The sequence below is a fragment of the Mesorhizobium mediterraneum genome, from assembly GCF_002284565.1.
Taxonomy (GTDB): domain Bacteria; phylum Pseudomonadota; class Alphaproteobacteria; order Rhizobiales; family Rhizobiaceae; genus Mesorhizobium; species Mesorhizobium mediterraneum.
Map to the genome: position 1 here is coordinate 140,969 of NZ_NPKI01000046.1, position 18,232 is coordinate 159,200.

At 61.1% G+C, this 18,232-nt stretch carries 17 protein-coding genes and 1 tRNA gene; 6 read left to right on the top strand and 12 right to left on the bottom strand.

What is annotated here, in order from left to right; genetic code table 11:
• Positions 1 to 244: 244 nt before the first annotated feature.
• Positions 245 to 2,449 carry an OmpA family protein gene (locus CIT25_RS38640; protein WP_095488957.1) on the bottom strand — a complete coding sequence of 735 codons (2,205 nt, stop codon included), beginning with the start codon at positions 2,447 to 2,449 and terminating at the stop codon, positions 245 to 247.
• A gap of 199 nt (positions 2,450 to 2,648) precedes the next feature.
• Here CIT25_RS38640 and CIT25_RS31265 point away from each other — a divergent pair, with 199 nt between their 5' ends.
• Together CIT25_RS31265 and CIT25_RS31270 are read left to right on the top strand one after the other, a co-directional pair.
• Entirely contained in the window at positions 2,649 to 3,095 is a 447-nt protein-coding gene (locus CIT25_RS31265) for a YcgN family cysteine cluster protein (protein ID WP_095489233.1), read from the top strand.
• 329 nt (positions 3,096 to 3,424) lie between these two features.
• Positions 3,425 to 3,793 carry a hypothetical protein gene (locus tag CIT25_RS31270; RefSeq protein WP_095488958.1) on the top strand — a complete coding sequence of 123 codons (369 nt, stop codon included), beginning with the start codon at positions 3,425 to 3,427 and terminating at the stop codon, positions 3,791 to 3,793.
• Between the two features lie 326 nt (positions 3,794 to 4,119).
• Here CIT25_RS31270 and CIT25_RS31275 read toward each other — a convergent pair whose 3' ends face one another.
• Complete coding sequence (locus CIT25_RS31275) at positions 4,120 to 4,830, bottom strand: SIMPL domain-containing protein (protein ID WP_095488959.1); 711 nt, start codon at positions 4,828 to 4,830, stop codon at positions 4,120 to 4,122.
• A gap of 237 nt (positions 4,831 to 5,067) precedes the next feature.
• Between CIT25_RS31275 and CIT25_RS31280 the strand changes: the two genes are divergently transcribed.
• Positions 5,068 to 5,143: transfer RNA gene (locus tag CIT25_RS31280), tRNA-Ile, on the top strand.
• Between the two features lie 410 nt (positions 5,144 to 5,553).
• Here CIT25_RS31280 and CIT25_RS31285 read toward each other — a convergent pair.
• The 5 genes from CIT25_RS31285 to CIT25_RS31310 form a co-directional block, all read right to left on the bottom strand.
• Positions 5,554 to 6,201 (bottom strand): helix-turn-helix domain-containing protein, encoded by a 648-nt coding sequence (locus CIT25_RS31285; RefSeq protein ID WP_095488960.1) that lies wholly within the window; start codon positions 6,199 to 6,201, stop codon positions 5,554 to 5,556.
• Between the two features lie 126 nt (positions 6,202 to 6,327).
• Positions 6,328 to 7,578, bottom strand: coding sequence for an MgtC/SapB family protein (locus CIT25_RS31290; RefSeq protein WP_095488961.1), 1,251 nt, complete (start codon positions 7,576 to 7,578; stop codon positions 6,328 to 6,330).
• Between the two features lie 10 nt (positions 7,579 to 7,588).
• Positions 7,589 to 8,035: a pyridoxamine 5'-phosphate oxidase family protein gene (locus tag CIT25_RS31295; protein ID WP_095488962.1), complete on the bottom strand. Its 447-nt coding sequence runs from the start codon at positions 8,033 to 8,035 to the stop codon at positions 7,589 to 7,591.
• Between the two features lie 363 nt (positions 8,036 to 8,398).
• Positions 8,399 to 9,013 (bottom strand): response regulator FixJ, encoded by a 615-nt coding sequence (fixJ, locus tag CIT25_RS31305; RefSeq protein ID WP_095488964.1) that lies wholly within the window; start codon positions 9,011 to 9,013, stop codon positions 8,399 to 8,401.
• Positions 9,003 to 10,490, bottom strand: coding sequence for a PAS domain S-box protein (locus CIT25_RS31310; protein WP_245330103.1), 1,488 nt, complete (start codon positions 10,488 to 10,490; stop codon positions 9,003 to 9,005). The genes fixJ and CIT25_RS31310 overlap by 11 nt, the downstream gene beginning before the upstream one ends.
• Positions 10,491 to 10,781: 291 nt before the next feature.
• Between CIT25_RS31310 and CIT25_RS31315 the strand changes: the two genes are divergently transcribed.
• The 3 genes from CIT25_RS31315 to CIT25_RS31325 all read left to right on the top strand — a co-directional run bounded on the left by CIT25_RS31315 (position 10,782) and on the right by CIT25_RS31325 (position 12,723).
• Positions 10,782 to 11,594, top strand: coding sequence for a universal stress protein (locus CIT25_RS31315; protein WP_095488965.1), 813 nt, complete (start codon positions 10,782 to 10,784; stop codon positions 11,592 to 11,594).
• 228 nt (positions 11,595 to 11,822) lie between these two features.
• The gene (locus CIT25_RS31320) at positions 11,823 to 12,092 is read left to right on the top strand and encodes a DUF6455 family protein (protein WP_095489234.1); all 270 of its coding nucleotides are present in this window, start codon (positions 11,823 to 11,825) and stop codon (positions 12,090 to 12,092) included.
• Positions 12,093 to 12,174: 82 nt separating this feature from the next.
• Positions 12,175 to 12,723: a hypothetical protein gene (locus CIT25_RS31325; RefSeq protein ID WP_095489235.1), complete on the top strand. Its 549-nt coding sequence runs from the start codon at positions 12,175 to 12,177 to the stop codon at positions 12,721 to 12,723.
• A 2-nt stretch (positions 12,724 to 12,725) separates the two neighbouring features.
• Here CIT25_RS31325 and CIT25_RS31330 read toward each other — a convergent pair whose 3' ends face one another.
• The 5 genes from CIT25_RS31330 to ccoG all read right to left on the bottom strand — a co-directional run bounded on the left by CIT25_RS31330 (position 12,726) and on the right by ccoG (position 18,165).
• Positions 12,726 to 13,499 carry a CBS domain-containing protein gene (locus CIT25_RS31330; RefSeq protein WP_095488966.1) on the bottom strand — a complete coding sequence of 258 codons (774 nt, stop codon included), beginning with the start codon at positions 13,497 to 13,499 and terminating at the stop codon, positions 12,726 to 12,728.
• A 190-nt stretch (positions 13,500 to 13,689) separates the two neighbouring features.
• Positions 13,690 to 13,836: a cbb3-type cytochrome oxidase assembly protein CcoS gene (gene ccoS, locus CIT25_RS31335; RefSeq protein ID WP_095488967.1), complete on the bottom strand. Its 147-nt coding sequence runs from the start codon at positions 13,834 to 13,836 to the stop codon at positions 13,690 to 13,692.
• Positions 13,833 to 16,115 carry a cation-translocating P-type ATPase gene (locus CIT25_RS31340; protein WP_095488968.1) on the bottom strand — a complete coding sequence of 761 codons (2,283 nt, stop codon included), beginning with the start codon at positions 16,113 to 16,115 and terminating at the stop codon, positions 13,833 to 13,835. Before CIT25_RS31340 ends, ccoS begins: the two co-directional genes overlap by 4 nt.
• Positions 16,112 to 16,609 carry a FixH family protein gene (locus CIT25_RS31345; RefSeq protein ID WP_095488969.1) on the bottom strand — a complete coding sequence of 166 codons (498 nt, stop codon included), beginning with the start codon at positions 16,607 to 16,609 and terminating at the stop codon, positions 16,112 to 16,114. Before CIT25_RS31345 ends, CIT25_RS31340 begins: the two co-directional genes overlap by 4 nt.
• The gene (ccoG, locus tag CIT25_RS31350; protein ID WP_095488970.1) at positions 16,606 to 18,165 is read right to left on the bottom strand and encodes a cytochrome c oxidase accessory protein CcoG; all 1,560 of its coding nucleotides are present in this window, start codon (positions 18,163 to 18,165) and stop codon (positions 16,606 to 16,608) included. The genes CIT25_RS31345 and ccoG overlap by 4 nt, the downstream gene beginning before the upstream one ends.
• Positions 18,166 to 18,232 lie beyond the last annotated feature (67 nt).

Consider the following 18,232-nt stretch of genomic DNA (forward strand, 5'->3'; position numbering starts at 1 on the left):
GGGCAGGGAAGCCCTGTACAGAATCTGGGGTGGACGACCTCGCGATTCAATCCCTGGTCAAAATCGCGACCTACATTCTCCTTTACCCTCGGCTCATTCCCGGAAATCGCCCATCCCGGTGAAACCGGGGTGGGCTACGTCTTCCCGTATAGATTCCAGAAACCAGTTCAGGTTTCTGGAATCGTTGCTTTAAAGTTGGCCATGGTCTTTCCGAAAACCGGTTTCCACTTTTAGGGACCATGGCCTAATTCGCGCTAGCGACCGGCGCCACCAGCGAGGTGATGCGGCGGATGGCGACGCGACGGTTCTCGTGGTTAGGCTCCGACGTGTTGACCTTGAGATACTCCTCGCCATAGCCCTGTGTCGTCAGGTTCTCCGGCGGGATGCTGAAGGCATTGGTCAAGGCTTCGGCGACAGCCTCCGCGCGACGGTCGGATAGAGCGAGGTTCGCCTCCGGCCTGCCGACGGCATCGGTATGGCCTTCGATCAGGAAGGTTTCCGCCGGGTTCTTCTCGAGCAGCTTCTCCATCGCGCTGGCGACGCCTTCCAGTTTCTGCACCTCGGTTTCGGGGATCGAGGCTGAGCCGAATTCGAAGTTCAGCGTGTCGAGGTCGATGCGGCGGGCGATGTCGCGCACGCGGGCCGAGCGCTTGACCTCGTCGATCGAGTAGAGGCGCTGCACCCGCTCCACCGGCGGCTGTTCGAGGAAGGTATAGTAGTCGCCCGGATCCTCGATGTCTTCGGCGTCCAAAATGTACTCCTCGCGCGGAATGTCGATCCGAATCGGCGGCAGGTCGTCGCCCGGATCGCGCCAGTCGCTATCGTCGTCATAGTACCGCTCGTCGACATAGCTCAGCACATATTCGCGTCCGTCGGGCGCGATGCGTGAACGCTGGATGACGTCGCCGTAGCGGTTGCGGATGGTGACGATCTGGATTCCATTGTCACGCTCGACGATTTCCCGGGTGCGATCGCCCGACAGCTCCTCATAGTAGACGTTCCTCGCGCCACGGTGCATGCGCGGGGCATCGTCGCTTTCCACGATCGTCTGGTTGTTGAACTGGAGGATAACGCGGTCGCCGAGTTCCCTGACGACGTCGACCCCGCGCGGGCGTGGACGGCGGCGAATGTCCTCATCGTCGGGCGCACGCTCAACGCGTTTGCCCTTTTCCTCCGTCACCGGAACCATCCTCTCAAGCTTGAGCTCCTGCTGGGCCGCCCTGTCGTCGGTGGGCGGCGGTCCCTGGTCGACGGGAGCCGGCTTCGGGGCTTCCGCCTGCTCGCCGTTCTGCTGGGTGGGCTGACCGCCCGCGTCCTGGCCGCCCGTCTCTTGCGCGTTGTCCCTGCCGCCTCTGCGCTTGCGCACGGCATCCTTCTGGCTGTCGAACACGGGAGCCTCGCCCTGGGCCGGACCTTCCCCTTCGGCGGGCGCGGCCTGTTCGCCCTCGGCGGGCTGCTCGCCGGTTGTGGGCTGCTCTCCCGTCACCGGCTGTTCGCCGATAGGCTTCTTGCCGCGCTTTCTGGCTTGGTCCAAAGGCTGTTCGCCCTCGGCAGGAGCCGCTTGCCGGTCGGTTGGAGTGGGAAGCGGCTCGGCCTGCGGGGCAGGCTCGCCGGCGGGTGTTTCCTTCTTGGCCGGCTGTTCGGATGGTGCGGCTTCGATCTGCTGATCCTGGTCCCGCTTCTTCCTGCGCGGCGTGACCTGCTCGTTGTCATTTGCAGGTGCGGCCTTTTCGCGAGGCGCCGCCTGCCCGGCGGGCTCTTCGGCGGGTGCGGCCTCGATCTGCTGTTGCTGGTCGCGCTTCTTCCTGCGTGGCTTGGGCTGCTGTTCGTCGTTCGCAGGCGCGGCCTGTTCGGCTGGCTGTTCGGCGGGTGCGGCTTCAATCTGCTGTTGCCGGTCGCGCTTCTTTCTGCGCGGCTTGGGCTGCTGTTCGTCGCTCGCAGGCGCCGCCTGTTCTGCTGGCTGCTCGGCCGGTGCTGCTTCGATCTGCCGGTCGCGCTTCTTTCTGCGCGGCTGGAGTTGTTCGGCTGGCTGATCGGCCGGTGCTGCTTCGATCTGCTGTTGGTCGCGCTTCTTTCTGCGCGGTTTTTGCTCTTCGGCCGGGGCGGCCTGTTCGGCGGGTGCGGCTTCAATCTGCTGCTGCCGGTCGCGCTTCTTTCTGCGTTGATTGCCCTCTTGCTCGTCCCCGGAAGGCGCCGCCTGCTCCATGGGAGCTGATTCGCTCTGCCGCTCGCGCTTCTTGCGAGGCCTCTGCTCCGGTTCCGCCTGCTGTGCGCAGCCTTCCGCCGACTCGCCTTCGGGGCAATTCGATTGCGCCAGGATCAACGGCGTTGCGGCACGCTGCGGCGGGCCGAACGCGGCGTTGCCTTGCAGCGGGAATGCGCCCAACGGCGCGGACGCCATCAACAGGCCAAGTGCCGTGCCTGCCAGAATCCGTGGTTGGCGTTTCATTAGAAATCCTCCTTTTGGCGTCCCATCCCGGCCCAAACTGTTCATCAACCGGATTGGTTCCGGTTAGCGGGCATTAACGGCCGCGAAGGGCGATTGGCCGGCGTTTTGAAGGCGACTTCGTGTCATTCCTATGGTGCTGGCAGGGTTTACGCCTGTCGTGGTGCTTGACCTTGGCGCCAGCGGGGGCCACATCCCGTCGATGGAAACGCCGTTCTGGAAAACCAAGTCGCTCGAAGCGATGACGCCGGCCGAGTGGGAATCGCTTTGCGACGGCTGTGGCAAATGCTGCCTGTCGAAACTTGAGGACGAAGACAGCGGCGAGATCTACTGGACGAGCGTCGGCTGCCGGCTGTTCGATGCCGAAACTTGCCGCTGCTCGGACTATGCCAACCGGCTGGCGCGGGTCCCGGACTGCGTCGGGCTGACGCCGCAGAATGTACGCACCATCAGCTGGCTGCCCAAAACCTGCGCCTACCGGCTGGTCGCCGAGGGCCACGATCTCTACTGGTGGCACAGGCTGGTGTCGGGAAGTGCCGAGACGGTGCATGAGGCCGGCATTTCGATGCGCGGCCGCGTCAGCGCCAGCGAGACCGATCTTGCCGAGCCGGACGACTATTTCGAGCACATGCTGGACGATGAGCCCTAGGTTCCGGGCCTTAAGTCCCGGAACCGGCTGCGCGACAGGGGGTTTCTGTCGAGATGGTTCAGAACCGGCCAAATAGTTCAGTTCAGAACCGGCCAAATGGTTCAGAACCGGCCAGATAATTCAGAACCGGCCAGGATTCAGAGCCGGATTGCGGAGAAGACTGCGCAACGATTTCTTGTTGCCACATGAACCCGAAATGAACGGCCGGTTCGTAAAAAGTTCAGATACGCAGGCGCATTCTCCTCCCCATCGGTTCGACCAAGGCGTATTGGTTCTCGGCCCATTGGTTCGATCAGACGGGCGGAAGCCCTGAACAAGGAGAGAAGACAATGTTCAACACGATCAAGACGGCGACCCTTTCGGCGCTTATCAGCCTCGGCACGCTTGCCGCTATCCCCGCCACTGCTCATGCAGATAGCATCTATCTCGGCTTCGGCAATAACGACGATCCGCGCGTCGGCGTCTATACCGGCGACGACGATGGTTTCTACCGCGAACGCCGCCGTGACCGCGACCGCTACTGGCGCCGGTCCTGCTCGCCGGAGCGCGCTGTCAACAAAGCCGAGCGCATGGGCCTGCGCCGCGCCCGCATCATCGACGTCAACCGCCGTACGGTCAAGGTCGCGGGCCGTCAGTATGGCGATCGGGTGGTGATCGTGTTCGCCAACGAGCGCGGCTGCCCAGTTATCTACCGGTAAGTGTTCGGCACGTTGCCGACCGGCAACGGCGGTCTTGTTTAAGGATGATCTTTCCGAATCCGCTTCGGAAAGGATCAGCTCAGAAGCATGATCTTCTGCGAAGATCAGCTTGGACATGACCGTCTGCGAAGGTCGGTCTGGAGACACGACCTTCTGCGAAGGTCGGTCTGGAGTAGCAGAGCCCCTTTCCGCTGAGACGGAAGGGTGCGGCTCGAAAAAACCCCGGAGGATCAGTCCTCCGGGGTTTTTTGATGCAGTAGGATCGATGTTGCCGGTTGCCCGCGCTTCAGCCACGCTGAACTACGGGCCGGACCTTCAGGCGACGGTCACTTCAACTCGAAAGTGACGGTGACCTGCACCGTGTAGGAATTCTCGCCGGCCTCCACCGGAACCGATGCGCGGGCCGCGTCGAAGGCCTTGGCGTTCATCGGTATCGGCGGCGGCGCGACGTTCTGGTCGGTGATTTCCAGCACGCGCCCGACGTTGACGCCGGCGGCTTCGGCCAGCGTCTTGGCCTTGGCCATGGCGTCGGCGACCGCTTTTTTGCGGGCTTCGGCGACGGTGGCAGCCGGGTTCTCGTTGGAAAACGAGATGCCGCCGCCCTGGTTGACGCCGAGCGATACCGCCTTGTCGAGAATCTCGCCTGTTTTGTCGATGTCGCGGATACGCACCGAAAGTGTGTTGGTCACCTGGTAGGCGATGAGTTCGGCTTCCTGGCTGCCGTCCGGCTTGTTGGTATAGTTGTAGCGCGGGCTGATCTGGATGCCGGCTGTCTGCAGGTCGCGCTCCTTGATGCCAGCCGACTTCATAGCTGCGATCACGGATGCCATGGCGTCGTTGTTGGCATCGAGCGCGGCGCGCGCGGTCTTGGCTTCGCGCATGACGCTGAGCGTCAGCAGCGCCAGATCGGGGGCCGCGGTCGCTTCGCCTTCGCCGGTGACGATGATGCGGGGCGGGGGCGGCGAATCGGCCGCGCCGGCCATCGCCGGAAAAGCGATTGCGGCGGCGAGCGCCAAGGGCAAAAGATGTCTGGTCATAAAAATCTCCTCGGTCTGCGATCCAGTCGCGCTTGTCGACTACCGCGTCGGCCCGAAAATCGGAATCGATTTCGGAAAGCACGATGCGTAGATTCAAAGCGTTAGAGCGTACTTTGTGCGTCTAAGTGGACGCACGTCGCTCTAATGTCTGAATATGGGCTGATTTGGGCGATCTCGGCCAGCCAGTTAGGAAAGCCTTGTGCGGCTCGGGGAAAAACATTAATCCAGCCGCGTGTGGGGCCTGTAGCTCAATGGTTAGAGCCGGCGGCTCATAACCGCTTGGTTGGGGGTTCGAGTCCCTCCGGGCCCACCAAAATATTAAATATGAATTACTTACGCTTAATTCTTCGAGATCGAATTGAACGTTGTCGGTTAAGTCCGCTAGTTTTGAAGGAAATGGTTTTGGGCCCGTTCGTCAATTTTCTCCGTCTCGTTGATGGCACCCGTCACACCTAGCTCCAGACCCCTGGTTTCAAAAGACCTTGGAACGATGCATGCGGCAATCGGCGGTAACGACGTGCAATTAGGCGGTTCTGCCTTCGGCCGAAGGCTCAAAAGACTCCAAAGCGCTCGTCATTCGGCTGATCTCGGGCCGATCGAGTCGCCGATGGTGCTGCAAAGTGGCTTGTCCGCCGGGAACGGCAAGGGGCCCGGGTCGTATTGCTCGAAGCCTATTCGCTCCCCCCATAGCCGCGCGTTTCCTTGCTATAACCAGAGTTGGACTCATTCACTCATAAGGTGCAGCGCGTCCTGCTTAACGATTTCGACGCAACGCAGGTTAATCAAACGAATGACGCCTCTTTCCTTCAGCTTGGTGAAAACCCTCGACACGGTCTCGATGGTGAGGCCGAGATAGTCGCCGATATCCATACGAGACATCGGCAGCTCGACCTGGCGCAGATCCCCTTGGCGCTCCGCCATATCGACCAGGAACGCCGCGACGCGCTCTGTGGCGTTCTGGCGACCTAGAACCAGGAGGTGTTCCTGTGCTCTTGTCAGGCCTTTGAGCGCCAACGGCAGCAGTTGACCAGACATGTCAGCCCCAGCGGCAAGACGAAAGACGCGGATGCCAGTGGCGATGACCGCTTCGGCGAAGAAATGATGCGTCGTGCCGGCTTCGAAGCCGAAAGTCTCTCCAGCCAGGTGGAAAGCACTGATCTGCCGGCGGCCGTCGGCGAGCAGGCGATAGATGCGCACGGCGCCAAACTCGACCTGGTAGAAGGCCCCAGCCTTTTCCCCCTGAGCATAGATTTCGGCACCAGCGGAGAAGAAGCTGAGTGGCTGCAGCAGTGCCGGATGGAATACCTCCGACGGGTGCGGCTGAGGCGTCCGTGACTGTGCTGCGATTCGCGAGGTCGTGTAGGCGTGCATGGCTGTTTCCCCGGTTAATCCGTGTCACAGCAATCGCCCGAATCCGCAGGCTGCGAAATTCGGTTATGTCCCTACGGGGAACTACCTAGAGCCAAGTCACAGACGTGGTGGAGAATCTGAATGGGCTCAGACGCCACACAGCGCCATGGCGAAATAACCAACTGCGGCAGCTATCAGGGTTGCACCGGCCAAAGGCAACCAGAACCCGATCGGACCGGCAGATACCGCCAATGACAGGCGGCCGATCGCGTTTGCCGCCAGCGCCACCAGCACGGCCTGCCCGATCGTCTCGGCGGGAACCGACTGCTTGACCAGACGCAACGCACCGAGCACCGAGACATCAACATCGAACGCACCGGCTAGCGCCGAGGTCGCCAGCAAGCCGCGCCCGCCAAATTGAGCTGCCAACGCTGCACTCGCAGTCGCGACGATTGCAAAGAGCAGAGCGAAGAGCAGCAGCGGACCCAATTCGAATGGGTTTCGCGCAAGCCCGCCACTTTTGCTGTCCTCGCCGCTGCGGATCAACAGGATTGCGCCGCAGGCAGCGAAAACAAGCGCAGCAGCAATGGCCGGGATACCGACCGACGTAAACACGCTTGGCTCGATGATCAGAACCACGGCACAAACACGCAGCACCGAAACCATCGCAGCCAGCGAAGCTGCTCCGGCGAGTGGCAGAGCGTCGCCCGCTGACGCGGCGTTGCGGGCAAGCGCCGCGGTCACCGCTGTGGACGAAACGATTGCACCAACGAGCGAGCTGACAAGCAGACCACGTGTGGTTCCGAGAACGCGGACGGCAACGTAGCCGGCGAACGAAATCGATGCCATCAGCACCGTCAGGAACCAGATTTCCCAGGGGTTGAAGCCGCCCCAAGGATCCATCGTCCGGTTTGGCAGTAAGGGCAAGACGATCGCCGTCATCACCGCCAGGATCAGCGCCGAGCGCAGTTCGATCCAGGTCAGTCGCTTCAAGAGCCCGTGCAGGATCTCGCGACTGGCAAGGACCGCCGCAAGTGCAGCCCCTCCGGCAGCGGCAACACGATAGTCACCGGCGACCGATAGCGCACCGAGTGCGAAAACGCCGAGCGCGGCGATCACTGCCGTAACGCTGAAATCCTTGTCATGAGCCGCCTCGCGCGCCTTGTACCACGCAAAGATCGCGGCGAAGGCGACAAATCCTCCCACCAGCACTGAAACCGCGCCAAGCGCTTCCGCCAGAGCTGCGAGAATGCCGCCGAGCAAGCCGGATATGCCGAAAGTGCGAATTCCAGCCGTACGGCTGCGGTCGGGAGCGCCTCGCTCCCGCCAGCCACGCTCCAGTCCGACGAGCAGGCCAATTGCCAAGGCCAGTCCCAGCCGGGCGATGAGTGGATCCATGGGCGGCAGTTTACTCGCCTGCTTCCCTGCCCGACACCTGCTGGATCAGGATTCGGAAGAAAACATGCGGCGCGCTGTCTGAAATCGGAGGTATCACGGGTTTGAGGGCGCCTGGCTCCCACCAGTTCGCGTATTTGCTTAGCACAGTCCATGCATGGTCGCGCTCAGCCTTGTGACCGACCCTATCAGGCAGCTCTTCGTATCGGCCGTCGACAACAACGCTTTTCCATCCTCGGCCTTGGCCGTGTTCGTCGACCTGGACGCACACAAGCGGATTGGCTCGCATCCAGTCGATCTTCTTGCCAGGCATCGAGAACGCGTACAGATGGTTGTCTGCATGCGCATAGTATAACGGCACGACATAGGGTTGCCCGTCCTTCGCGCACGCCAGGCGGCCTACACGATTTGCTGTCAGCAATTTCGTACATTCCAGCGCGGAAAGTGTGCGGATCAGCATCGGTGCGATCTCCTACGTCTCGCGGCCTGCTGGGTGCTTTCGGCCCGGCTCGCAGGCGGCGAGGCGCATAGTCGCGCATTCGGCGACTCCGGAAAATGATCCAGATCAAGGCGCGCTTGCTGTCTCTGCGCATCCTAGGCGGATGTGGAAGCCAATCCTAAGCGCTCCGTTTGGTCGCAATCTCGAACTGGCCGTCTTCGACGAGGATGGCGAGCATGCGCTCGTATTTCCCTGCATACGAGGGACGGAGGGCTGGAAGAATGCCGCGACCGGTGCGCGTATCGACATCCGTCCGACCCATTGGAGAGAGTGGGCGCCGGAGCGGGTTGCGGCCGGCAAGAGCGACGCCCTTAGCGACCACCCTTAGGCTTGAGATTCGACAATCAGTGCCATCCGCACGAGATGCGACAGGCTGCTTGCATTCATCTTGCTCATGACATTGGCGCGGTGGATCTCGACTGTTCGTGGGCTGATCCCCAAATCGTAGGCGATCGTCTTGTTGGGCAGGCCCGACACCAGCCCGTCCAGCACCTGCTTCTCCCGCTCCGACAATGTCGACAAGCGAGCACGTATCTCGGCGGATTGAGGGTGAGCTGCATGGACTTGGTTGCGGTTGCCCAACGCAGAGCGGATCGCATCGATCAGAATAACGTCGTCGAAAGGTTTTTCGATGAAATCGGCGGCACCTTCTTTCATCGCCTGAACGGCGAGCGCAACATCGGCATGACCGGTCATGACAATGACCGGGATCGAATGTCCGCGGGATCTGAGCTGTCGCAGGAACTCGATCCCGTCAATGCCGGGCATGCGAACGTCCGTCACGATACAGCCGTCGAGATTGCCCGTCGCTGTGGCCAGAAAAGCCGACGCCGATTCGTATAGGCGCACGGCGAAGTCCGCCGTCGCCAGAAGAAAACCAAGCGACTTGCGAACCTCGACGTCGTCGTCGACCACATGCACAAGATCGTTACTGGCCATTGGCGACTTCTTCCTTCTGCACGATGCGCAGGGTAAACCGGAAAGCGGTTCCTCCAGCGGGCATTGCCTCGGCCCAGATGTGACCACCGTGCGATTCGACGATAGTGCGGCAAATGGAGAGGCCAACGCCCATGCCCTGCTTTTTGGTGGTGACAAATGGCTGGAAAAGCTGAGCCGAGACCTCCGGCGCCAGGCCCGTGCCAGTGTCGATCACACTCACCTCGGCCATCCCGTCATCCCTGGCAACGGTCGTCACGTGCAACTCGCGGCGTGGGACGCCTTGCATTGCCTCGACCGCGTTGCGCATCAGGTTGAGCAAAACCTGTTGAATCTGGATGCGGTCCGTCAAGACGAGTTCGGCTGCAGGATCGAGTTGGTAGGTGACGCGGACATCAATTTCCCTTGCGCCGACCAGGGCCAGCGAAGCGGCTTCCTCGATCAGCGCCGGCAGACGTTCGATCTGCCGCTCGCTCTCGCCTCTCGCGACGAAGTCGCGAAGGTGGCGAATGACATCTCCGGCCCTCAAGGCCTGTTCCGCTGCTTTTTCGACGGCCTCCCTCAACATCGGCGCGTTCTCTTCCGTGCTCTTTTCGAGAAGCCGCCGGCTGCCTTTGAGGTAATTCGTAATGGCCGTGAGCGGCTGGTTGATTTCATGTGCCAACGTCGAGGCCATTTCGCCGAGCGCGGTAAACCGCGCCATATGGAGAAGCTCCTGCTGCTGCTCCTGTATTCTGGCTTCCGCCTTGTGGCGTTCGGTCAGGTCGCGGCAGAAGCCGGTAAAGAAGCGGCCGGTCCCGGGATGCATCTCACCAACCGAAAGTTCCATGGGAAAGGTCGAGCCATCCTTGCGCATTCCCGTCACCGTGCGGCCGAGCCCGATGATCCGGCGCTCTCCGGTAGTAAGGTAGCGGTGCAGATAGGCGTCATGCTCTTCGCGATAGGGCGACGGCATGAGCAGACTGACATTTTGACCGAGGACTTCGCTGGACTGGTAACCGAACAGTGTTTCGGCAGCCGTGCTGAAGGACTGAATACGGCCTTGTTCGTCGATGACGACCATTGCGTCGGGCACCGTCGCCAGGATCGAGCGCAAATGATCTTCGCGCAATCGAAGGGCGGCGTTTGCATAGGAAAGCTCGCTGACGTCCGTGCCTTCGACAAAAATAGCCGTGATGCGACCATCGTCGGCCTTGATCGGCTGATAGACGAAATCGAGGATATGCTCAGCGGTCGGCTCGTCATCCTTGTTGCGAAGAGCGACTTTCACCCCCCGGCCAATATAGGGTTCACCAGTTGCGTATGCCTGGTCCAGCAGTTCATAGAAGCCTTGGCCTTCAAGCTCGGGCAGGGCCTCGCGTACCGACTTTCCAATAACCTGCCGTTCACCGATCAGGCGCTGATAGGCGGCATTGGTCAATTCGAAGACATGACCCGGCTCACGCATCAACGTCATGAACCCCGGGGCCTGCTCGAACATCAGGGAGAGCCGGTCGTGATCGGCCGTGGCCGGCCCTTCACCGCGAGCGCCGGTTGATAAGTCACGTGTTTGTTTGTCGTCCAAATGAAGTCCTTTGATCGGGGAACCCGCAACGCAGTCTAGTTATCATTCATCGCTTTGCTGCACATCTCTTCCAGCAATGCAAACCGATCAAAACAGCGAGCCGCGGCCGATTGGGTAGGTAGCGTTTTTTGACTCGCATCAAGGCGTCGAGTGCCGGCGGATGCACTTCATTATCGCATTCAAGCGCTCCAGCGAAAGGCGACCGCGATGTCCTACAAGTCAATTATTCTAAACCTTGCCGTAGATGCACCTCCTACATCCATGGTGAAGTTGGGGATCGAGCTTGCGGAACGCTTCGGGACTCACCTTATCGGCCTGGCGGCTGCAGACGTCCCGCCGCTCGTCGCGACCGGCGACGGCATGGTCTATGAAGGCGAGATCATGCAGATCCAGCGGACGGAAATCGAAAAGCGGCTTGCCGAACTGCGTGCCGAATTCGAGAGGCTGGTTCCTGCTTCGATCAGCAGCGAGTGGGGGCAGAAAGTCTGCAACCCGACCCGCTTCCTTAGCGTCTCCGCCCGCGCGGCCGACCTCATCGTTACCAGCGGCGAGGAGGGAGAAAATGTCTATCGTGCCGTGGATATCGGCAGCCTTGCTCTCGGCACAGGCCGGCCAGTCCTTGTTGCCGCAAGCAATGTCGAACACGTTTTGGCAAAGACCGTGTTGGTCGCCTGGAAAGACACCAGGGAGGCGCGACGGGCGATAGCGGATGCATTGCCTTTCCTGGCCCGGGCCAATGAGGTCATCGTCGCCACGATCGAAACCGACCGCAGCGAAAGCGCCCGATACAGCCTCGCCGATGTCGCGGCTTATCTAGAAAACTATGGCATCATGCCACAAACAGAACTGCTCACTGGCGAGGCGGATGGCGACCATCTGCTGGCGTTTGCGCGCTCGATCCACGCTGATCTGATCGTCTCCGGTGCTTACGGCCATAGCCGCCTCCGGGAATGGGCCTTCGGCGGCGTCACCCGCACGCTGATCGAAGACAACGGCATCAATCGCTTCCTGTCGTATTGAAGGTCTGTCGAACCCACTCACCGCCCTAATCGACGGGCCGGAATCAACCCCATCCGGCACCCGTTTTCGTCGAAGATGGCGCTGCTTTCGCGCTCTGAAGTTGGCAACCGACAACGCACCCGTTTGCAAGATCCACTGTCGAGTCGGCAACGGAGCATCCTGTTGACCAAGATCAATGTCGTCAGCCGCCAATGTAGCAATGATTGCCAAAATGCAGGAGTGAACGACATGACGTTTCTCGACTACCTGATTTCGATTGACGCCAGGACGGCCTTGATGGGCCGCATGATGCGGAGGCTCGGCGTCGACAGACAATTGAAGGTCGTGGCGGACCATGCAGCCGTCACCAATCGGGCGGTGGACCGCTGCCGCTCCTGCGGCCATCAGGACGAATGCTCGACCTGGCTCGACGAACACCAGCAAGCCGATGATCCGCCGGATTACTGCCGCAACCGCGACCTGATCGCACGGCTTCAACACGCAGCCGGCCAACGCTAGAAAGGTCACCACAAATGCGTCTGACGAGTGAACGCAAACGGAACTTATGCCGATAGATTTGCATGCCATGGGACCAGGCAGTTTGGACAATCTATTTCTTCTAGAAGCATTTCTGCTCTTTATTGCGCCCGGGCCAACCAATGCTCTTTTGGTGGCGGGTGCGGCCAAGCGAGATAAGGTGATCGCACTCTTGGTCGCACAGGCCTGTGGATACGGGATCGCAGCAGCCTGCTGGTTTTCGCTGCGACCCTTGCTGCCGTCCGGCGCCATCCAGGTACTCAAGCTGGTCGCAGCCCTATGGCTCGTAATTCTTGGCCTGCGTCTGATAGGCCGCGACCAGATCGACGCATCCGAAGACGGGGATGGCCTTTCTGTTATAGTAACTACTGCCCTCAATCCGAAAGCCTTTATCTATTGTCTGGCAATCGTGCCGGTGGACGCGAGGCCGTACGAACTGGGCTTCTTCTGGATCGTACTCTTGGTGACCACAGCCGCCACCGGGTCAATGTGGCTTTTGCTCGGTAGGCGTCTGAACGGAGCCGGAGAGATGGCAGACAGGCTCGCGGGCGCGGTGCTTATCGCATTCGCCTTGTTGCTGCTTCGACCATTAATAGCGGTAGCTGCGACTTAGGTTCAATGCGGACATTCTTCCAATTCGAATGCTGGGGTCACGCAATGCTGCAGTCCGCAAATTCTTGTAGTGCTGAACTGAGAGACAAGCACCACCGACAGCGGCTCCGCGCAGAAAAGGTTATCCTTTACGGCTTTGACGCCGGCGACGTTTTCGGCGGCGACGATGGCTGCCTGGCGTTCGCGTTCGTCGAAGATCGCGCCGCTCAGTTCGACCACGCCATTGCCCACCGTGACGCAGATCATTTCCTTGCCGGCCCATTTCTGAGTCGCAAGCTCGGCAATAATTTTCTGACGGATCTGTTCGTCGTCGACGAACGCCGGGCCCGCATCCGGCAGGACGTTGAGCAATGCACGCAAAAGGTCGGTGCGGGTGATGATCCCGACGACTTTTCCCCCATCGACAACCGGAATGCGTTTGACGTGGCGGCGCGTCATGAGTTCGACGATCTCGGCGATCGATGCCCCGGGGGATGCTGTGACGAGATCTTCTGTCATGACCTCCTCGATCCGTCGTCCGTTGGCTTGAACATATTCATCAGCGGCTCGCCCGGGGCTCACAAGAAGCTCCAGCCAACGCGAGCGCTTACGCTTCGTGCCGAGTTCTCCCCGGCGCAAGAAATCACTCTCGCTGACGATGCCCACTAGCGTACCGTCCCTGCGAATGACGGGCAGGCCGCTGATCTTCTTGGAGAGCATCAGCCCGGCCGCTTCGGTGATCGACGCGGACGGCTCTATTCCGACGACCGGTGTCGTCATTATGGCTTCGGCTTGCATACCTGCCTCCTCAAATATCTTCCCCTGATTATCGAGGTCCCTGCGTCGCCTGCCTTGATCTGAGTCACTTTCTGGGTGCAGCAACGTCGGCGGGCCAAACGTCCGGTCTGTCTTATACGCGCCAGACACATGCAGTGGCGAAGTTTGCATACCAGCGTCATGATCAGCACCTTGGCTCCCGATCAGTTGTCTAGCTGTCGTCCCGATCGATAAGGATCCGCTCGGCGGCTCCGTCGAGATCCTCGTATTGACCGCTCCTCAAGGCCCACAGGAAGCCGGACAGACCCAACGCGCCGAGAAAAAGAGCTACGGGTATGAGATAGACCAGCGTCGTCATGAGGATCGTGCCAATGCGCCGATACTGGGACGTTTGCCGTGCGAACGACCCGTCTCCGGTTGGCTCGCGGCAAAGCCTTGCAGCCTCAGCGCATTGCCAATGACAAGCAGTGACGAAGCCGACATCGCGATTGCCGCGATCAGCGGAGTGACGTGTCCCAGGATGGCGATAGGCACGGCAACAGCGTTGTAGACAATTGCGATGGCGATGTTTTGCCGGATCAATTGTCCGGCCCTTCGCGAGACGTCGAGGGCAAGGGGTACTGCCGAAAGGCTTTCGCGCAGGAACACGAAATCCGCGGCATTGCGGCCGACGTCGGCCGCCGTGGCTGGAGCGATCGAGACGTGTGCCGCGCCCAGCGCAGGGGTGTCGTTGAGGCCGTCGCCAACCATCAGCACCTTGTGGCCGTCCTTCGCCAGCGTTTCGATATACTCGACTTTGCCCGAAGGAAGCAGCGCCGGAACAAAGTGATGGATGCCCAACGTCGCCGCGACCTCGCCACAGGCAGCTGCGGTATCGCCTGACAGCATTTCCACGGAAACCCGGGCGTTGTTCAATTGCCCGACGGCCGCTCTGGCGTCTGCACGCAGCGCGTCCTCGAAGACAAAGGACGCGACAATGATCCCACCTTTGGTCAGAACCGTTCCGCCGTATCTGCTTTCGCCGCCGGATCGGGCCTTCCACCCGGCCCAGCCGCGCCGGCCAAGCCGCCAGGTGCTGCCAGCGGCGGTGGCTTCGATCCCGAAACCAGGGTGCTCGCTGACGGACTCGAGCTTCGGCTCACCGGCAAAGCCCGCACAGCCTGCTATGGCCCTTGAGAACGGGTGGCGAGAATGCGCCGCCATGTCGGCAGCGATTGCCAGCATGGCCGGATCGATGGACGACGCGTTGACCAGCCGGGGCTGTCCGAGCGTAAGCGTTCCTGTCTTGTCGAACACCGCCGTGTCGATCGCCGCCAGGCGCTCCATGGCCGAACCATCCTTGACCATGACGCCGCTTTCGAACAGACGCCGCGCGGCGACCACCTGCACGATCGGCACGGCGAGACCGAGCGCACAGGGGCAGGTGATGATGAGAACGGCGATGGCGATTGTTACTGACCGGTGCCAATCGCCGGTCGCCACCATCCAGCCAAGAAGCGTCACCAAGGCCGTCAGATGGACCACTGGAGCGTAGAGCGCTGAAACGCGGTCGGCGATCCTGCGATAATGCGCGCGACCGCCCTCTGCGGCTTCCATCAGCCGGACCATCTCGGCCAGGAAGGAATCCTTTGCGGCGGCTGTCGCCTCGATGGTCAGCGGGCCTGTGAGATTGAGGGTGCCGGCCTGCACGGTTTCCCCTGACGCCACGGTTCTGGGAGTGCTCTCACCGGAAACCAGTGAACAGTCGAGATCCGACGAGCCTCGAATGATCTTGCCGTCGACGGGTATCCTTTCGCCGGTAGTGATCAGCAGCCGCAAGCCGGGTTCGATCTCCTCAACCGGCAGGTAGTCGCGCGAACCATCCTCGCGCAGCACCGTGGCGCCCCGCGGCGCCAGCCGTGAAAGGCCGTTCACGGCGGTCCGGGCACGCTCTCGCATCACGTGATCCAGCGTGCGGCCGATCAACAGGAAGAACAGCAGGGACACCGACGCGTCGAAATAGGCGTGGTCGCCATGGTTGATGGTTTCGTAGAGGCTCATGGCATAGGCGAGCGAAACTCCAACCGCAATCGGCACATCCATGTTCATGCGACCATGACGCAACGCGTTCCATGCCGAGCGGAAATAGATGCCGCCGGCGAAGGCGAGCGCCGGGATGGCGATCAGCGCCGAGACCCAATGGAACAGGTCACGCGTAGCCCCTTCAGCGCCTGACCAGACCGAGACGGAAAGCAGCATGATGTTGCCCGCAGCAAAGCCAGCGACGGCGACGGCCCGGATCAGCTCCGAGAGTGTTTTATCCTTCTCGCCAACCTGCGGGTCGAACAGATGTGCCGGGTAGCCTAGCCGTCCAAGTGCAGCGGCGAATGGCGGAACCTCATCCCCACGCCAATGGATCGATACGCGTTTCGTCGACAGGTTGACCCGAACGCCCTCGACGCGATCGAGCTTCCCGAGAGCCGTCTCGATCGCCTGGATGCAGGCCGCGCAGTGAACCGTCGGCACCGACAGATCGGTCTGGCGAAGGTCATTGCCAAGCGAGCGGCTTGCCAACCTGATCTCCTGGCTCGATGGCAAGCTGGATGTCGCTCCGTTCAGATCCAGCGCCATTTCAGCGCCCGGCGCACAGCAGCTCATCGCAGTGCTCCCTGGGAAATCATGATCCGGCGAACTTCGCGATAAGGCTCTGCCAGACCGGCATCGGTGTCGACTTCCACGATCCAGACGCCATCCCTTAGCGTGTGCTGCGCGGCAAATTCCTGGCCCGAGGCAGCGGCGAGAGTAACGGCTTTGTCCGCGCCCTCGTAGGCGGGATGACGAAACAGCACCTTGACACTGCGCAAGGGAACCGGCTTGCCGGCGGCATCGCTGAGACTGTAGCGGACTTCCCCCGAAGAGATCGTCAATTTGCCAGTCCAGCCGAGCGCCGCCTGTGCGCGGCCTTCTTCGGCCTTTCGGTTGAATTGCTGGCTGGCCACATAGGTGTTTTCGACGACAAGGCCGGTCCAGCTTGTGCTGGCGAATGTCGCCATCGTCAGATTGACTGCGATGACCACACCAAAAAAGGCGAGAATGGTGGCCAACATATGCCTACCGGTGAATTCGCGGGGCCGTCGCGCATTGGCGCTCATCTGGTGATCTCCGGGGCATTGAAGGTGGCGGTGTATTCGTCCGTTTCGAAACTCGCCTTGTCCTCGACGCGGAATTTGAAGGTTTGTGTTGCGCTTCCGACCTGATCCGCCGGCTGGCGCACGAAAACCTTCAGCATCTTCAGGCGGTCGGGTTCGACCGCGACGGCGAAGGACCGGTCTGCGGGAAGGTCGATACCAACGACGCTCATTTCGCCTCCCCGCAGGCCCTGCATCGTGACAACGATCGTCCTTGGCTCGGGGATCATGTTGAGCAGCTTGACGGTGTAGCCGTTGCGAATCGAACCGTCGGACAGCGTGACGAACTGCGGATTGCGGTCGTGCAGAACATTGACCTCGAGCCGGTCGCGCGTCAGCAGCGAATAGAGCAGCGCAATGCCGACCGCCGACCATGCACCCATGTAGATGAAGGTGCGCGGCCGAAAGATCTTGCGGATATGGAAATGGGCTAACCTGTCGGAGAAAGCGCCGCCGTCGGTCCGGACGAGCGACGGGTTCACCGAGCAAGACCCGCCTGCTGTCGCCACCGCCATGTTGGCGTTGTAATCGGACAGCGTCGCATAGGAGATCAGCCCGCGCTCCTTGCCGAGCTTGTCCATGACGCTATCGCAGGCATCGATGCACAGCGCGCAAGTGATGCATTCGAGCTGCTGGCCATCGCGAATGTCGATCCCCATCGGGCAGACGGCGACACAGGCATTGCAATCGACGCAGTCTCCGACCGGCTGCCCCGCGGCCTGGACCTTCTTGGCGTGCCGCGACCGAGGTTCGCCGCGCCAGTCATTATAGGTCACGGTCAGCGAATTTTCGTCGAGCATGGCCGCCTGGATGCGCGGCCACGGGCACATATAGGTGCAGACCTGTTCGCGCATCAGCCCGCCGAATGTGTAGGTGGTTGCCGTCAGCACGCCGATGGTGATGTAGGCGACCGGCGCAGCGGTGCCGGTGAAGACCTCGCCAATCAGCGTTGGCGCATCGGCGAAATAGAAGATCCAGGCACCGCCGGTCGCTGCCGCTATGACCAGCCAGATGGCGTGTTTCGATACACGCAGCACAAACTTGCGCGCAGTCCACGGTCCGGCGTCGAGCTTTATGCGGGCGTTGCGATCTCCCTCGATCGCACGCTCTACAACCAGAAACAGATCGACCCATACGGTCTGCGGGCAGGTATAGCCGCACCAGGCTCTGCCAACTGTGGATGTGATCAGGAAAAGGCCGATGCCGGCCATAACGAGAAGACCGGCCACATAGTAGAATTCCTGCGGCCAAATCTCGATGAAGAAGAAATAGAAGCGGCGGTTGGCAAGATCGATCAGCACGGCCTGATCGGGAGCAAACGGACCTCGATCCCAGCGCAGCCAGGGCGTCAGGTAGTAGATGCCCAGGGTGATCGCCATCACCAGCCATTTGAAGCGGCGAAAGCTGCCCGAGGCGCGCTTGGGGAAGATCTTCTTGCGCGGTGCATACAGCGGCTGGCGGACCTTGGCGGAGTTGACCGCCTCGGCTTCGAGCCGTTCTACCTGCGTATTATCCAGCACCAGTGTCTCCAGTCGCGCAGCTTACGATTTCGGGGCGCGCAGTCGGACTTAGTTGTTTGGCCGGTGC

Coding starts and splice junctions, on each gene's coding strand:
- CIT25_RS38640 (WP_095488957.1), bottom strand. CDS start 2,449: ATGAAACGCCAACCACGGATTCTGGCAGGCACGGCACTTGGCCTGTTG.
- CIT25_RS31265 (WP_095489233.1), top strand. CDS start 2,649: ATGGAAACGCCGTTCTGGAAAACCAAGTCGCTCGAAGCGATGACGCCG.
- CIT25_RS31270 (WP_095488958.1), top strand. CDS start 3,425: ATGTTCAACACGATCAAGACGGCGACCCTTTCGGCGCTTATCAGCCTC.
- CIT25_RS31275 (WP_095488959.1), bottom strand. CDS start 4,830: ATGACCAGACATCTTTTGCCCTTGGCGCTCGCCGCCGCAATCGCTTTT.
- CIT25_RS31285 (WP_095488960.1), bottom strand. CDS start 6,201: ATGCACGCCTACACGACCTCGCGAATCGCAGCACAGTCACGGACGCCT.
- CIT25_RS31290 (WP_095488961.1), bottom strand. CDS start 7,578: ATGGATCCACTCATCGCCCGGCTGGGACTGGCCTTGGCAATTGGCCTG.
- CIT25_RS31295 (WP_095488962.1), bottom strand. CDS start 8,035: ATGCTGATCCGCACACTTTCCGCGCTGGAATGTACGAAATTGCTGACA.
- fixJ (WP_095488964.1), bottom strand. CDS start 9,013: ATGGCCAGTAACGATCTTGTGCATGTGGTCGACGACGACGTCGAGGTT.
- CIT25_RS31310 (WP_245330103.1), bottom strand. CDS start 10,490: ATGTTCGAGCAGGCCCCGGGGTTCATGACGTTGATGCGTGAGCCGGGT.
- CIT25_RS31315 (WP_095488965.1), top strand. CDS start 10,782: ATGTCCTACAAGTCAATTATTCTAAACCTTGCCGTAGATGCACCTCCT.
- CIT25_RS31320 (WP_095489234.1), top strand. CDS start 11,823: ATGACGTTTCTCGACTACCTGATTTCGATTGACGCCAGGACGGCCTTG.
- CIT25_RS31330 (WP_095488966.1), bottom strand. CDS start 13,499: ATGCAAGCCGAAGCCATAATGACGACACCGGTCGTCGGAATAGAGCCG.
- ccoS (WP_095488967.1), bottom strand. CDS start 13,836: ATGACGACGCTGGTCTATCTCATACCCGTAGCTCTTTTTCTCGGCGCG.
- CIT25_RS31340 (WP_095488968.1), bottom strand. CDS start 16,115: ATGAGCTGCTGTGCGCCGGGCGCTGAAATGGCGCTGGATCTGAACGGA.
- CIT25_RS31345 (WP_095488969.1), bottom strand. CDS start 16,609: ATGAGCGCCAATGCGCGACGGCCCCGCGAATTCACCGGTAGGCATATG.